Annotated in this window: 13 protein-coding genes; 5 read left to right on the top strand and 8 right to left on the bottom strand. The window is 67.7% G+C overall.

Translation table 11 applies throughout. The features are described 5' to 3' along the window. Positions 1-197: 197 nt before the first annotated feature. From H2037_RS13290 to H2037_RS13275, 4 genes are all read left to right on the top strand, one after another. Positions 198-2717, top strand: coding sequence for a ligase-associated DNA damage response DEXH box helicase (locus tag H2037_RS13290; protein WP_292122868.1), 2520 nt, complete (start codon positions 198-200; stop codon positions 2715-2717). Continuing rightward, positions 2714-3463 carry a ligase-associated DNA damage response endonuclease PdeM gene (gene pdeM / locus H2037_RS13285; RefSeq protein WP_292122865.1) on the top strand — a complete coding sequence of 250 codons (750 nt, stop codon included), beginning with the start codon at positions 2714-2716 and terminating at the stop codon, positions 3461-3463. Before H2037_RS13290 ends, pdeM begins: the two co-directional genes overlap by 4 nt. A 76-nt stretch (positions 3464-3539) precedes the next feature. Beyond that, positions 3540-4034, top strand: coding sequence for a hypothetical protein (locus tag H2037_RS13280; protein WP_292122862.1), 495 nt, complete (start codon positions 3540-3542; stop codon positions 4032-4034). A gap of 74 nt (positions 4035-4108) precedes the next feature. Further along, a complete protein-coding gene (locus H2037_RS13275) occupies positions 4109-5854 on the top strand; it encodes a hypothetical protein (protein WP_292122860.1) in 1746 nt (581 codons plus the stop codon). A gap of 71 nt (positions 5855-5925) precedes the next feature. Here the strand turns inward: H2037_RS13275 and H2037_RS13270 are convergent, their stop codons facing one another. The 8 genes from H2037_RS13270 to H2037_RS13235 are packed head-to-tail and all read right to left on the bottom strand — an operon-like array spanning position 5926 to position 13449. Beyond that, entirely contained in the window at positions 5926-7002 is a 1077-nt protein-coding gene (locus H2037_RS13270) for a chemotaxis response regulator protein-glutamate methylesterase (RefSeq protein WP_292122857.1), read from the bottom strand. A gap of 4 nt (positions 7003-7006) precedes the next feature. After that, entirely contained in the window at positions 7007-7861 is an 855-nt protein-coding gene (locus H2037_RS13265) for a protein-glutamate O-methyltransferase CheR (protein ID WP_292122854.1), read from the bottom strand. Positions 7862-7895: 34 nt separating this feature from the next. After that, the gene (locus H2037_RS13260; protein WP_292122852.1) at positions 7896-8387 is read right to left on the bottom strand and encodes a chemotaxis protein CheW; all 492 of its coding nucleotides are present in this window, start codon (positions 8385-8387) and stop codon (positions 7896-7898) included. Beyond that, positions 8387-10207 carry a methyl-accepting chemotaxis protein gene (locus H2037_RS13255; protein WP_292122851.1) on the bottom strand — a complete coding sequence of 607 codons (1821 nt, stop codon included), beginning with the start codon at positions 10205-10207 and terminating at the stop codon, positions 8387-8389. Before H2037_RS13255 ends, H2037_RS13260 begins: the two co-directional genes overlap by 1 nt. Positions 10208-10230: 23 nt before the next feature. Further along, entirely contained in the window at positions 10231-10752 is a 522-nt protein-coding gene (locus tag H2037_RS13250) for a chemotaxis protein CheW (protein WP_292122849.1), read from the bottom strand. Beyond that, positions 10749-12746: a chemotaxis protein CheA gene (locus H2037_RS13245; RefSeq protein ID WP_292122846.1), complete on the bottom strand. Its 1998-nt coding sequence runs from the start codon at positions 12744-12746 to the stop codon at positions 10749-10751. The genes H2037_RS13250 and H2037_RS13245 overlap by 4 nt, the downstream gene beginning before the upstream one ends. After that, positions 12743-13111 carry a response regulator gene (locus H2037_RS13240; protein WP_292122843.1) on the bottom strand — a complete coding sequence of 123 codons (369 nt, stop codon included), beginning with the start codon at positions 13109-13111 and terminating at the stop codon, positions 12743-12745. Before H2037_RS13240 ends, H2037_RS13245 begins: the two co-directional genes overlap by 4 nt. Then, positions 13108-13449: an STAS domain-containing protein gene (locus H2037_RS13235; RefSeq protein ID WP_292122841.1), complete on the bottom strand. Its 342-nt coding sequence runs from the start codon at positions 13447-13449 to the stop codon at positions 13108-13110. The genes H2037_RS13240 and H2037_RS13235 overlap by 4 nt, the downstream gene beginning before the upstream one ends. A 169-nt stretch (positions 13450-13618) precedes the next feature. Here H2037_RS13235 and H2037_RS13230 point away from each other — a divergent pair, with 169 nt between their 5' ends. After that, positions 13619-15547 carry a response regulator gene (locus H2037_RS13230; RefSeq protein ID WP_292122839.1) on the top strand — a complete coding sequence of 643 codons (1929 nt, stop codon included), beginning with the start codon at positions 13619-13621 and terminating at the stop codon, positions 15545-15547. The last annotated feature ends 5 nt before the right edge of the window (positions 15548-15552 follow it).

Raw genomic sequence — 15552 nt, 5'->3', positions numbered from 1 at the left:
CCCCCCGCCCGATCTTGCGCGCCCCCTGATCGTCACACACTGCTCCCGCCCCCGGCGGCGTAGCGAGCGCCGGGGGCAGGTCGAGCCAGGGCTCGGCGCCGCTCAGGCGGGCTTCGGCGATGGGGGATTCGTCGGACACGGCCGATAGATAGCGGTCTCGGGGCTGAAACGGAACGAGAACATGCTATATCCGCCTCGTGACGACCGCCGCCGCTCCAGCAACGCTTACGCCCCTGTTCGCCGACTGGTTCGCCGGGCGGGGCTGGTCGCCTCGGCGGCATCAGCTGGAGATGGTCGCGGCGGGCCGGGCCGGGACGCACGCCCTGCTGGTCGCCCCGACCGGCGGGGGCAAGACCCTGGCTGGGTTTCTGCCCAGCCTGATCGAACTGGCTGAACGGGGACCGAAGCCGGCGACCGGACCGGGCTCCGGCGTCCACACCCTGTATCTGTCGCCGCTGAAGGCCCTGACCACCGACGTCGAGCGCAATCTGACGACGCCGATCCGAGAGATCGGGCTGAACATCCATGTCGAGACCCGCACCGGCGACACCAAACAGTCGAAACGCCAGCGCCAGCGGGATTTCCCACCCGACATCCTGCTGACCACGCCGGAACAGCTCGCCCTGTTCTGCGCCTGGGAAGGGGCGCGCTCCTATTTCGCCGATCTGAAATGCGTCGTGCTGGACGAGGTCCACGCGATCTGGAGCGGCAAGCGCGGCGACCTGCTGGCGCTGGGCCTGGCGCGGCTGCAGAGTTTCTCGCCGGGGATGCGGCGGGTGGGTCTCAGCGCGACCATCGAGGACCCCGACCTGATCCGAGGCTGGCTCAGCCCCTCCCCGGCGGTCGAGGACGTCGCCCTGGTCAAGGGCGACCCCGGCGCCCCGGCCGTGATCGACGTCCTGATCTCCGAGGGCAAGGTGCCGTGGGCGGGCCACACCGGCCAGCACGCCATGCCCGAGGTCTATGCCGCCATCCAGCGCTCGACCCTGGCCCTTATCTTCGTCAACACCCGCTGGCAGTCCGAGTTCGTCTTCCAGCAGCTGTGGTCCATCAATGACGACAATCTGCCGATCGGCCTGCACCACGGCTCGCTGGCGGCGGAACAGAGGCGCAAGATCGAGGCGGCCATGGCGCGCGGCGACCTGCGGGCCGTGGTCTGCACCTCGACGCTGGACCTGGGCATCGACTGGGGCGACGTCGACCTGGTCATCCAGATGGCGGCGCCCAAGGGCTCCAGCCGTCTGGTGCAGCGGATCGGCCGGGCCAACCACCGGCTGGACGAGCCGTCGCGCGCCCTGCTGGTGCCCGCCAGCCGGTTCGAGATGCTGGAATGCCAGGCGGCGCGCGAGGCCGTCGCCGACAACGTCTTCGACTGGGAGCCGGTCCATATCGGCACCCTCGACACCCTGGCCCAGCATGTGATGGGGATCGCCTGTTGCGAGCCCTTCGACATGGTCGATCTGTACACGGAGATCACCGGCTGCGGCCCCTATCGCGACCTGACCTGGGAGCAGTTCGAGGAGGTGGTCGATTTCGTCGCCACCGGCGGCTACGCCCTGCGCACCTATGATCGGTTCGCCCGCATCGTCCGCACCCCGGACGGCCGCTGGAAGGTCCGCAATCAGCACATCGCCCAGCGGCACCGGATGAACGTCGGGGCCATCGTCTCGGCCGGGACGCTGAACGTGCGCGTCGCCGGCCGGCGCGGCGGCGGCAGGACGCGCGCCTGGGTCGCCGGCCGCAAGGTCGGCGAGGCCGAGGAATGGTATTTCGAACAGCTGACGCCCGGCGACACCTTCCTGTTCGCGGGCCAGGTCTGGGCCTTCCAGGGCATCGCCGGAACCGACGCCCTGGTCACCCACGCCAATGACAAGGAGCCCAAGATCCCGTCCTGGGGCGGGTCCAAATTCCCGCTGTCCACGTCTTTGGCCGACCGGGTGCGGACCCTGGTCCAGGACCGCGACCACTGGCGCGTCCTGCCCCCCGACGTCCAGGAATGGCTGGAGCTTCAGGAGACGCGCTCGGCCATTCCCGATGCGGAATCCATGCTGATCGAGACCTTCCCGCGCGGCAGCCGCCACTTCATGGTCGCCTATCCGTTCGAGGGCCGGCTGGCCCATACCACCCTGTGCATGCTGCTGACCCGGCGGCTGGACCGGCTGGGCGTCGGGCCGCTGGGCTTCGTCGTCACCGACTATGCGCTAGCCATCTGGTCCATCAAGCCGATGGAGAGAATCGATCTGGACGCCCTCTTTCAAGCCGACATGCTGGGCGACGATCTGGAAGCCTGGCTGGAGGAAAGCTTCATGATGAAGCGGTCGTTCCGCAATTGCGCCCTGATCTCGGGCTTGATCGAACGCCGCCAGCCCGGCGCCGAAAAGACCGGCCGCCAGGTGACCTTCTCCACCGACCTGATCTACGACGTGCTTCGCCGCCACCAGCCCGACCATCTGCTACTGAAGACCGCCCGGGCCGACGCCGCCTCGGGCCTGCTCGACGTCGCCCGGCTGGGCCAGATGCTGGCGCGGATCGAGGGCAAGATCCGTCACCGCCCGCTGACGCGGCCCTCGCCCTTCTGCGTGCCGGTCCTGGTCCAGATCGGGCGCGAACGGGTCGGCGGGGACGCCGCCGAGATGATCCTGGACGAGAGCGCCGAAGCCCTGATCGCCGAGGTCATGGACGATGCGGAGCCTGAAGCCAGGACTGGAACCGCATGAACGCCGCCCTGAGACAGAGCCTGGCGCGCAAGACCTGCGGCGCCCTGCGGGTCCGGGTCGCCGGCGAGGTCTGCGACCTGCGCTGTTCCGGCGGCCTGTGGGCGCCGGCCTTCCGCGCCCTGATCGTCGCCGACCTGCACCTCGAGAAGGGCTCGGCCTTCGCGGTGCGCGGCCAGATGCTGCCGCCCTATGACAGCCGCGCCACCCTGGACCGGCTCGAGGCCGAGATCGCTGAACTGGATCCCGCTTTGGTTGTCCTGCTGGGCGACAGTTTCCACGACTCCAGGGCCGTCGCCCGCATGGCCGACGAGGATCGGGCGCGGCTGGATCGGCTGGCCGTCGGCCGGGACTGGATCTGGCTGGAGGGCAATCACGACCGCGAAGCCCTGGCCCAGGCGAACATGACCAGCGAGGCCCGCCTGCCCGGCCGGATCGTCGGGGACCTTGTCCTGGGCGGCCTTCGGCTGACGCACGAGCCGGAACCCATCACTCCCGAAGACGACCGCCACGGCGAGGTCGCCGGCCATCTGCATCCCGCCGCCCGCGTCGTCGGCTATGGCCGGGGGGTGCGCCGGCCCTGTTTCATCACCGACGGCTCCCGATTGATCCTGCCCGCCTTCGGCGCCTTCACCGGAGGACTCAGCGTCCGCGACCCCGCCGTCGCCGGTCTGTTCGCGGCCGAGCCCCTGGCCGCCGTTCTGGGCCGCGACAAGGTTCACGCCGTCGCCTGGGACCGTCTGCCCTGAACGCCCCCGACCGGACAGCGCCTTCGTAAATCGTTCAGCATATCGCTTCACGGCATTTTGGGGCCGGGCATGCACCATGGGCCGCATCAACGACCTGGACGCCCTTCCCAAAATGCTCACGTCTCGCCGTATCATTCAGATCGCCCGCGTGCTGTTCGTCTTCGCGGCGACCGGAATGGCCGTTCTCATGCTCGGTCCCTTCCAGGGCCTGGAGCGTAGCTTCGGCCTCAACGACAAGGCCGCCCATGCGATCGCCTTCTATGCGGTCGCCGTCGGCCTGTTCCTGATCGCCCCTCGGAGACGCCGCAGCGACCTGGCCCTGTTCGTGGTCGCGGCGGCCTTGGGCGCCGAATGTCTTCAGTATTTCACCGGCCGTAGCGTGTCAGTGGGAGACTTTCTGGCCGGCGCCGGCGGCGTCGTCGCCGCCTGGCTTCCCGGGCGGGTCGAGCAACTGCGTCACGCCGCTCGCGGCTACCCCAACCTGACGCCGACACAGATCCGGACGCTCGACCGCCGCCGCCGCGTCAGGCCCGCGCAACAGCCCGCGCCGGACCTCGCCGCCGGGAAATAATTGCGTTGTCATTTACCGTCGGTTGTCATGTCACAAGGCAAGCTGAGCTTATGACTCTCACAACGAGACCGGCCATGCAGGCGCAAGCCGAGAATTTCGACATCGCGGCCCCCGCGGGGGCCGTTGCTCCGGATGTGATGGCTCAGTTGGAAACCGCGCGGTCCCTGGTCGAGAGCCGCTTCTCCGACGCCGGCGAACGGCTGGCGGGATCGCTTGAAATGGTCAGCCGCCTGATCGAGGCGCTCGACCGACTGGGCCTGACCCTGAACGCGGACTCGGTTTCGCACACGACCAGCGAATTGCTGCTGACGGCGCAAAGCCTGAACGCCCTGCCGCACGCCCAGAGGCGTCGGGTCTCGCATCTGGACCAGTTGCGAACCGCCGGCGCCAAGCTGGACGCCCATATCGACGTGATGCGCACGACGCTGCGCTACCTTCGCGCCTTCGCCCTTAACGTCAAGATCACGGCGGGCGCCACCATCAGCGCGGCGGACGAGTTCGCCGGCTTCGCCGAACGCATGTGCGATCAGCTGGACCTGGGCGTCTCGGAACTGGACGAACTGGGCGGGGAGCTGAAACGCCTGGCGGGCCAGTTGGACGGCGGCCTGATGTTCGAACAGACGCTGGGCGGCAAGTACAAGGAGCTGATCCCCGCGGTGCCCGACAAGCTGGCGGTGGACGCCGAGGCTATCCGTATCCACCACGCCCGCATCGCCCAGGTCGCCGGATCGGTCGCCGTCATCGCGCGCGACATCCAGACCAAGGTCGGCAAGGCCCTGATGGCCCTGCAGATCGGGGACATCACCCGCCAGCGGATCGAGCATGTCCAGCTGGGCATCGAGGTCGCGGCCCGCACCGTTCGCGAATCGGATCTGTCGCCCCAGGCGCGGGACCGCGCGGAACGCCGGGTGCTGCATATGGTCGCCGACCAGATGGCGGATATCGCCTCCGACTTCGAGGTCGAGGCCGCCAAGGTGACCCGCAGTCTGTCCGGCATGGCCGAGGACACGAGCCAGATCATGGTCATCAACGGCCTGTCCGACGGGGGGGGCGACCTGCGCGACCTCGAGACCAGCCTGGGGCGCGCCGGCCTGCTGGTCGACGATGTCACCGCGGCCATGACCAACGCCCAACGCATCAGCGGCGAGACCGTCTCGACGGTCGAGGGCCTGGCCCGCCGGGTGGGCGCCATCCAGAAGGTCAAGCGCGACATTCAACAGATGGCGATCAACAGCAGCCTGCGCTGCAACCGTCTGGGCGAGATCGGCAAGCCGCTGAGCGTCATCGCCATCGAATTGAGCAGCCACGCCAGCCACCTGGAAGAGGCCGCCGATCAGACCCTGGGATCATTGACGGCACTGGCCGGTCTGGCCGACGGCATGGGGGCCGCTGAACCGGACGACGTCCAGGTCGACGCCGGCCGTCTGGAAGGCGTGCAGAACCAGCTGCGTCGCGCGGCGGACGTCGTCGAACATGATCTGGTGGGCCTGGGCGCACACGGCGAGGCGACCGCGCGCTCGCTGGGCCTGGCCGCGAACCAGTTGGGCCTCAAGGAAGATCTGGGCGACGCCCTGCATACCGCCGCCATCGCCCTGGCCGAGGCGGCGGGGCCTGTGGTCGAGGACCTGACCGACATCGCCGGCGTGGTGGACGCCGCCCTCACCGAGATCGGCCGCAGCTACACCATGGCGCGCGAACGGACCATCCACGCCGCCCACGCCGTCTTCACCCAAGCCGATGCCGCGGCGACGGCTGAGCCGACCGAAGACGCCCCGGCGGCCGCCGAGGCCGCCGAGGAATTCGACGACATCCTGTTCTAAGGCTGAAAGGGCGGCAGGGACCGGCGACGAAGCCCGATCGCAATCCAGCTGAGCGGGGCTGGTCTTCGACGTCAGCGGGCCCGATCGACGGCCATGATCTCGCGCGCGATATGCTCCAGCGCCGTGATCTTCTGGGCGGCGCCTCGAGCGATGGCTTCCTTTGGCATGCCGAAGACGACCGAGGTCGCCTCGTCCTGAGCCAGGGTGGAGGCGCCCGCCTCCTTCATCTCCAGCAGACCCCGGGCGCCGTCGTCGCCCATGCCCGTCATGATCACGCCCAGGGCGTTTCGACCGGCCGCGCGGGCCGCTGAACGGAACAGGACGTCCACGGAGGGCCGGTGCCGAGACACGGGCGGACCGTCCTTGATCGCGACCTGATACCGGGCGCCCTGGCGTTCCAGCAGCATATGTTTGTCGCCCGGCGCGATCAGGACATGGCCCCGCAGGACGGGATCCCCGTGCTGTGCCTCCTTGACCTCGACCTCGCACAGGCTGTTGAGCCGTTTGGCGAAGGCGGCGGTGAAACCGGCCGGCATATGCTGGACGATGACGATTCCGGGGGCGTTGGCGGGCAGAGCTTGCAGCACCTCGCGCAAGGCTTCCGTCCCACCGGTGGAGGCGCCCAGACAGGCCACCATTTCGGTCGTGCGGGCCATGGCCGCGCCGGTCGGCGGCGGCAGCATGGCGTCGGCCGTCAGCTTGGTGCCGGGATCGAGGGTCCGGGTCGAGGTGCGTCGCGCGCCCAGGCGGGCGCGGGCGGCGGCCTTGACCACGTCCCGTATACGGTCGGCGCTTTCGGCCAGGTGGTCGGCCGCGCCGATGCGCGGCTTCAGGATGATGTCGACCGCGCCGGCTTCCAGCGCCTGCATCAGGGTCTCGGACCCCGCTTCGGTCAGCGACGAACACATCACGACCGGAATCGGTCGCTGGGCCATCAGCTTGCGCAGAAAGGTGATGCCGTCCATGCGCGGCATCTCGACGTCCAGCGTAATGACATCGGGAACGTCTTCGGCGATCCGCCGGGCGGCGACGAAGGGGTCTGACGCCACCCCCATGACCTCGATGCCGGGATCGGCCGAGAGCACATCGACCATGGTCTGGCGCACGCTGGCTGAGTCGTCGATGACCAGAACGCGGACCTTGGGCATGGGGTCAGGTCTTTCTGAAGACGGTGTTGGCCACCGTGACCAGCGGCAGATCTATGCCGGTGATGCTTTCCGAATGGCCGATAAACAGATAGCCCCCGCGCTTCAGGCGGTCGCAGAGACGCGAAAGCACCTTGGCCTGGGTCTGTTTATCGAAATAGATCATGACGTTGCGGCACATGATCATGTCGAACGGATCACCCACGGAATAGGCCTGGTCCATCAGGTTGACGCGGGCCAACGACAGTTTCGCCCGCAACGTCGGATGGATTCGTCCCTCGCGCCGGCGACCGTCGCGCGCATCCATCACCCAGCGCCGCATGTCGGCGGGCACCGGCGTCAGCATCTCGTTGGGATAGACGCCTCGCAGCGCCGTCTCGAGCATGTCGGTCGACAGGTCCGTACCCAGAATCTGATAGTCGGGTCCGCCCTCTGCATCGGCGAACTTCTGCATGACCATAGCCATGGTGTAGGGCTCGGCCCCGCTGGAACAGGCGGCGCTCCAGGCCCGGATTCGGCGTGTCCCCGCCGCCTTCAATTCGGGGAGCACATGGCTGGCCATATAGTCGAAGTGACGCGGCTCGCGGAAGAAGTCCGTCTTGTTCGTCGTCACCGCGTCGATCAGATAGACGGACTCGGCCTCGAGCCCGTCTTCCTTGAACAGATAGTCGCAATAATCGTCGAAGCTCGCATAGCCGGTGTGACGCAGACGTCGGCGAAGCCGTCCTTCGAGCATGGTCCGCTTGGACGACGGCATCTTGATGCCGCTGTAATCGTAGATGTAGCGCGCCAGCCGCTCGAAATTGCGGGCGCTGATCTGATCGACACCGGGGGCGGACTGTTCTAGCGCCGCGTGGGACAAGGTGATCTTCTTTCCTGGGAGCGATCGGCGACCGTCAGGCCGCGCGATCGACGTCGGAGATGTCCGCCATCGAGACGGCGTCGGTCGTGGAGAGCAGTCGCGCCAGGTCGATGAGGACGACGAAGCCCTCCGCCCTGCGCACCACGCCCGAGATATAGTCCGAGCGCCACTGGATCCCGATGTCGGGCGACGGCTCGATCTGCTCGGCGGTGAAGACGGCGACCTCGAACACCCGGTCGGCGACCAGGCCCAGGCTGAGCACCCGGTCCTCGACCGGGATGTCCAGCACCAGGATGCGGGTGTTCAGCGTGGGCTCGACCGGCGTCATGCCCAGGCGGATCCGAAGATCCGCCGTCGGCACGCCCCGCCCTCGCACGTCCGTCAACCCCAGCAGATAGGCAGGGCCGTTGGGAATGCGCGAGGGAGCCTGATAGGTCAGGATCTCCCGCACCAGGCCGACCGGGGCGGCGAAGACCTCGTCGCCCAGGCCAAAGGTGACATATTGGCCCTCGGCGGCGCCGGACATCAGGCGCTCTCCCGGAAGTCCATGTCCTCGGCGTCCGCGCCGCCGACGGCCATGTCCAGGGCGAAGCCCTTGGCGCGGGCCTGCTGGGCGTGGACCGAAGGCTTGACCGGCGCGGCCTTGGCGACCGGACGGGCGGCCGGCTTGGCGGCGGCCTTGAAGGTCGAGGTGCGAGCCGGAGCGCGAGCGGGGGCCTTGGCCGAACGGCCTGCGACGGTGTCGGTGCGGAAGAAGGCGATCGAGGTCTGCAGTTCCTCGGCCTGGGCCGCCAGTTCCTCGGAGGTGGCCGACATCTGTTCGGACGCGCCGGCGTTCTGCTGGGTCACCTTGTCCAGTTGCTGGATGGCTTCGTTGATCTGGCTGGCGCCGATGTCCTGCTCGCGGCAGGCGGCGCTGATCTCGGAGACCAGTTCGGCGGTCTTGCGGATGTCCGGAACCAGGCGTTGCAGCATGTCGCCGGCTTCCTGGGCCGCCTTGACGGTGTCGCCCGACACGGCGCCGATCTCGGCGGCGGCCGTCTGGCTGCGTTCGGCCAGCTTGCGGACTTCCGAGGCGACGACGGCGAAGCCCTTGCCGTGCTCCCCGGCGCGCGCGGCCTCGACCGCCGCGTTCAGGGCCAGCAGGTCGGTCTGACGCGCGATTTCCTGCACGATGCCGATCTTGTCGGCGATGGTGCGCATGGCGTCGACGGCGCGGTTGACCGCCTCGCCGCTGGCCTCGGCGTCCTTGGACGACTGACGCGAGATCTTCTCGGTCTGGGCGGCGTTGTCGGCGTTCTGCTTGATGTTGGCGGCCATCTCTTCCATCGAGGCCGAGGCCTGTTCGGCGGCGGCGGCCTGTTCGGTCGCGCCCTGGCTCATCTGTTCCGACGTGGCCGACAGTTCCTGACTGCCCGCCGAGACATTGTCGGCGGCCGACAGGGCGTCCGTGACGACACCGCGAAGGCGTTCGACCATGGTCTGCAGCGACAGGCCCAGAATGTCCCTGTCGGACAGGGGCTTGGGCTGGACCGTCAGGTCGCCGTTGGCGATCTCGTCGGCGATGGCGGCCGTTTCACGCAGATTGACGGTCATGATGTTGATACGGTCGACCAGATCCTTGATCTCGTCGTTCGACTTGATCTCGACGTCCTTCTCCAGATCGCCGATGGCGATGGCGTCGGCGGCGATCATGATCTTGCGGAGGCCGGCGCCGATGCCCATTGCGATCCACAGGGCCGCGGCGATCGCCAGGACGATGGAGAGCACCGACAGGACGATCAGCATGTTGCGGGTGCCCATATAGCTGGCGTCCGCTTTTTTCTGTGATTCCTCAGCCCGGTCGCGGTTGATCTGCACGCCTTCGTACAGCTTGTCCGTCAGGGCCACGGCGGCCACCCGAGCCTCGCCGTTCGAATAGGCGGCTGCTCCGTCGAAATCGCCGGCCTGGGCGAGCGCACGAACCCGGTCGTCGGTTCGGTCGAAGGCCTCCGTCTTGGCCCTTATGTCGCTCCAGAGCGCGCGGGTCGCCTCGGACGCCGACCCAGACATGTCGTCGAAGACTTCTTTGTATTTCAACCGCGCTTCGTTGCTCGCCTCGATCTGGCGCTGCATGTCCTCAGGCGACCGCGCAAGGATCACATTCTTCTGCGCGCGCACGCTCATCAGCGCGTACGCGTTAAGCTGATGCATCTTGTCCAGGCGCACGACGGTGCCGTCGACCACGTCATCCATGGCGGTCTTGGCGACGCCGAGACTGTAGATGCCGTAGCCGGCGACGACCGCCAGCATAAGAACCAGGAACCCGAAGGCCGTGGCCAGTTTGGCCTTGATTGTGAAACGCATGGACTGATTCCCCGATAAGCCGGTCAATGACGGATGGTGGACGCGACCGGCTGGCGGGCGTCCTGCTGGTGGTTGAAGATGGCCTGGAGGTCGGGAACGACGATGAATTCGCCGCCCCGCTTGACCAGACATTCGATGAACTCGGGCCGCCAGCGCATCCCCACGCTGGGCGGCGCCTCGCTGTCGGCGCGAGCCAGGGTCGTGACTTCGTGAACCTTGTCGGTGCGCAGGCCCACCAGGGTCTGTTCTCCCGCCAGTTCGATCTCGATCACGACGATGCGGCTGTCGATGGTCGCCCCTCGGGCTTCCAGGCCGAAGGCGACCCGCAGGTCGGCCAGCGGAATGACCTTGCCGCGAAAGTTGATGACGCTGCCGGCGAATGCGCCGGCGCCGGGCACGGCGGTCTCGGGGACCAGATCCGCGATCTCCTGGACCAGGACGGCGCCCAGGGCGAACAGTTCGCCGTTCAGCTCGAAGGTCAGAACCTCGACCTCCTCGGCGCCGGTCCAGATCGCGGCGGCGGCGGCTTCGGTCATGGCGGTCATACGGCGGCTCGCATCTGCGCCTCCTGCTGCTGGCCCAGGGCGACCAGGTGGCCGACGTCAAGGATCAGGGCGACGCTGCCGTCGCCCAGGATGGTGGCGCCCGAGAAGGTGGCCAGGCCGGCGTGCAGCTTGGACATCGACTTGATGACGGTCTGGTGGTCGCCGATGATCTGATCCACGACCAGACCGATCCGTTCCTCGCCGGTCGAGACGACCACGACCTTCTGGTGCAGTTCGGGCTGGGTGCCGGTGTCGAACATCTCGCGCAGGCGCAGGAAGGGCACCAGGCTGTTGCGCAGCGAGATGAAGCTGCGGCCGCGCGACCGCATGTCCTCGTCCAGCGACAGCTCCAGGCATTCCTCGACGGCGCCCAGCGGGATGACGTAGCGGCCGTTGCCGACGCGAACCAGCAGGCCGTCGATGATAGCCAGGGTCAGCGGGATCCGCAGCGACACCTCCGACCCCTCGCCGGGGCGGCTGGCGATGTCGATCGAGCCGCGCAGCGCCTCGATGGTGCGCTTGACCACGTCCATGCCGACGCCGCGCCCCGAAAGATTGGTCACCGCCGCGGCCGTGGAGAAGCCGGGGTGGAAGATCATCTGCAGCAGTTCATGGTCGGTCAGGCTCGCGCCCGCTTCGATCAGGCCCTGGGCTTCGGCCTTGGCGCGAACGCGGTCGCGGTCGATGCCCCGGCCGTCGTCGCGGATGGTGATGACCACCTCGCCGCCCGACTGGTGGGCCGACAGGCGGATGCGGCCGGTCGCCGGCTTGCCGGCGGCGGCGCGGTCCTCGGCAGTCTCCAGCCCGTGGTCGGCGGCGTTGCGGATCAGGTGGACCAGCGGATCGGCCAGGCGTTCGATGACGGTCTTGTCGATCTCGGTCGTCTCGCCGTCGGTCGACAGTTCGATGGCCTTGCCGGTCTCGCGCGCCAGATCGTGCACCAGGCGGCGGAAGCGGCCGAACAGGGTCGCCACCGGCACCATCCGCAGCACCATCATGGTGTCGCGCAGTTCGCCCGACAGCCGCTCGATCTCTTCCGACACGGCGCGAAGGGCCGTGTCGACGCCGGAATGGGCGATCTGGCTCAGCCGCGACTGGGCGATGACCAGTTCGCCGACCCGATCCATCAGTTCGTCCAGCCGGTCAGCGGGCACCCGCACGCTCTCGGCCGTCTTGGCGGTCTTGGCGACCCCGGCGTCCGCCGGTTCGTTCGCAGCCGGCGCGGCGACGAGCGGCGCCGGAACGACCGCCTCGGTTTGAGCCGTCACGATTTCGTCCGAGGCGGCCTGATCCAAAACGCCGGCGTCCGGCGCGGTCTCGTCCAGCGCCTCGATCGTCAGGTTCATGTCGTCGATGACGAAGATGAAGACGTCCTCGATCGCCGCACGACCCTGATCGGTGGTCAGGGTCACGTCCCAGGCCAGATAGTGGTCGGTAGGTTCGATCTGGCCCAGCGGCGGCACGCGCGACGTATCCACCACCACCCGGGCCTCGCCCAGGTCGCGCATTTCGGCCAGCAGAGCCAGGGGATTGGAGCCGTTCTTGAAGGCGTTGGCCGGCAGGTCGAAACGAATGCGCCACGTCGTCTGACCCGGCGCGACCGGGGCCGGGGCGGCGCCGTCGGCCTCGCGCACCGCGCGCTCCAGATCGGCGAGCAGCAGATCGCCCGCCGCGCCGTGATCGCCCGACGGATCTTCCATCAGGCGACGCATATGGTCGCGCGCCGCCAGAACGGCCGAGACCAGATCCGTCGTCGCCGCCACCTCGCCCTTGCGGACACGGTCAAAGGCGGTCTCGCAGTGGTGGGTGAAACCGGCCAGGGCGTCGAAGCCGAACATAGACCCCGACCCCTTCAGGGTGTGCAGGCCCCGGAAAACGGCGTCAACCAGATCGCGATCCTCGGGTCGGTCAAGCAGATCCAGCAACCCCTGCTCGATCAACTCCAGGTTTTCTCGCGCCTCGACCTGAAAAACCGCAATGGCTTCGTCGCTCATCGTCCGAGCACCTTCTTGGCGATACGGACCAGTTGGTCCGGATCAAAGGGTTTGGTCAGCCAGCCGGTGGCGCCTGCGGCCTTGGCCCGCGCCTTCATGCCTTCATCGGATTCCGTCGTCAGGAAGACGATCGGCACCCCCATCTGATCGGGCATGCGACGCATCTCTTCGATCATCGTCAGACCGTCCATCACCGGCATGTTCAGGTCCGTGATGATCAGGTCGAAGGCGCTGGCCTTGGCCTTTTCGATGCCCTCGGCGCCGTTGCCGGCTTCGGCGACCGAATAGCCCGCATTGGTCAGCGCGATCTTCAGCGCGACGCGGATGCTGGGCGAATCGTCGACCGTGAGAATCGAAGCCGTCATTGAGCAGGTCCTTCGTGAAGCCAGAACTGGAGGTCGTCTGAGGTGGCGTCGGTCAGAAAGCCGGCTGCGTCGAGCACCGGCTTGAACTCCGTAGCCGGACGTTCCAACACCAGGGTCTTGCCTACGGTTCGCGCGTGACGCCGGGCGGATTCGATCAGTTGCAATCCGCAGAGATCGACGGCTTGTCCTTCGGCGAGGTCGAGGCTGATCGTGTCGTCCTCCTCGAAGGAGTCGAGAATGGACTGCTGAAGAACGGCGACGTTCTTCACCACCAGCGCAGCATCGATCAGCAAACGTTTCGTCATGCCGTCCCCGTCCTCCCCTTGGCGCTCTGCCATGAAGCTGACGGTATGTTTGACGAACTCAGTTAAATCCCGCTCAAGGTGTGCTTACGTAGTTGTACATAGCTTGACCATTAGCAACGCAAGGATGTGCGCTTAACCTGGACTTCACCTCCCAGGGCCTAGCATGACGCAATCAGCAGAATGGCTGGGCGGGAGGTCTGAATTGATCGATGTTGGCGTACAGGACGAGGCCCTGAAGGGCGCGGCTCTGCTCGACGGCGCGCCTTACGAAGGCGACGTCTTCCACGCCCAGATCGCGGACGCCTCGCCCGCCTACATCTGGCTGCTGGACCCGCAGGGGCGGATCGTCCACGTCAATCTCGCGGCGCACCGCTTCCAGCCGGACAGCCCCATTCCCCATACAATGGCCTGGCGCGACGCCTGGCCCGCCGATTGCCGCTTTTCCATCGAGCGTGGCGTGCAGGAGGCCCAAGCGGGCAGGGCATTCGCCTTCCGCACCCGCTTCGCGACCGAACAGGCCTCGACCGTCTATCTGGACACGACGGTCAGCGCCGTGCGCGATCCGCAGGGACGGATCGTGCGTCTTCTGGTCAAGGCTGAGGACGTGACGGTGGAAACCGAATCCGCCGCCTTCCTCAACACCGTCATCGACGTTCTGCCCCTGGCCCTCACGGTCAAGGACGCCCGGTCGGGCCGATACATCCTGGCCAATCGCGCGGCCGAGAAGCTGTTCGGCCGTTTCGAGGGGCTGACCGGGCTCCGGGCTTCGGACATCCTGCCCGCCCCCTTCGCCGAATGGGCGGCCGAAGTCGCACCGGGCATGGGCTCCCAGTCGGCGGTGCACGAGACCCCGGCCCCCAACGGGTTGCGCTATCTAGCCGCCACCAAGGTCGCGACCTATGACGACGAGGGCGTTCGCCACCTGATCGGCCTGACGGAGGACATCACGCAAAAGCATCGAGACGCCGACGCCCTTCGCACCGCCCTGGAGCAGGCCGAACAGGCCAATCGCGCCCGCAGCGCCTTCGTCAGCAACATAACCCACGAAATCCGCACGCCCCTGAACGGCGTCATCGCCGGGGCCGATCTCCTCACCGCCCGATCCGCCACGACGGAGATCCAGGAAGTGACGGACATGATCCGGTCCTCTGCGGCCACGCTCCAGGACCGGTTCCAGCAGTTGCTGGACGTCGCCCATCTGGAAGGCGGCGAGGCTGAGGCGCGCCCCGAAACCTTCCCCCTCGCCCCTTTCCTCGAACGGCTGGTCGATCTGCACCGGGCGGCCGCCGCGGCCCGGGGCGTGGAGATCGTCACGGAGATCTCGCCCCATATGCCGGCCGCCCTCGTCTGCGACACGGCCATGCTCGAGCGGGTCCTGACCCCTCTGTTGAGCAATGCGGTCAAGTTCACACACCAGGGCGAGATCCGTCTGGCCGTGGGGCCCCGCCAGGATGGCGGCGCCCGCTTCGCCTGCGTCGACACGGGGGTCGGCTTCGACCCCGCGACGAAGGACGCCCTGTTCGCCGCCTTCCGCCAGCAGGACGACGCCCTTACACGCCAGTACGGCGGCATGGGCCTGGGCCTCGCTCTGGCGCAGGAAGCCGCCCGCTCGCTCGGCGGCGCGATCGACGCCGCGCCGCGAGAGGGCGGAGGCTCGATCTTCTGGCTGGATCTTCCGCCGGCGATCGCCTCGAACGACGCCAGCGACGTCCCGACGGCCCGGTGGCGGATCCTGGTCGCCGACGACCACCCGACCAACCGCCGCATCCTCGAGATGATGCTGGAAAGCGTGGCGGACATCACCGTGGCCGAGGATGGGATCGAGGCGGTCGAAGCCGCGACGAGCGACCGTTTCGACGTCATCCTGATGGACATCCAGATGCCCCGAATGGACGGCATCACCGCGGTCGCCCGCATCCGCGATGCGGAGCGCCGGGCGGCCCAGTCCCCGGTCCCGGTCATCATGCTGACCGCGAACACCCAGCCCGAACATGTGGCGGCGGCGCGGAAAGCCGGCGCCGACCGCCATGTCGGCAAGCCCTTCACATTGTCTCTGCTGCTGAATGAAATTCAGGCCCTGCTGGTGAAACTCCCCGAAGACACGACGCCGGACTACGCCGAGAGCGCCTAGGACAT

This window comes from Brevundimonas sp. (assembly GCF_013912065.1).
Taxonomy (GTDB): Bacteria; Pseudomonadota; Alphaproteobacteria; order Caulobacterales; family Caulobacteraceae; genus Brevundimonas.
The sequence above is the reverse complement of the archived record's forward strand: the minus strand, read 5'-3'. Positions and strand labels throughout refer to the sequence as shown.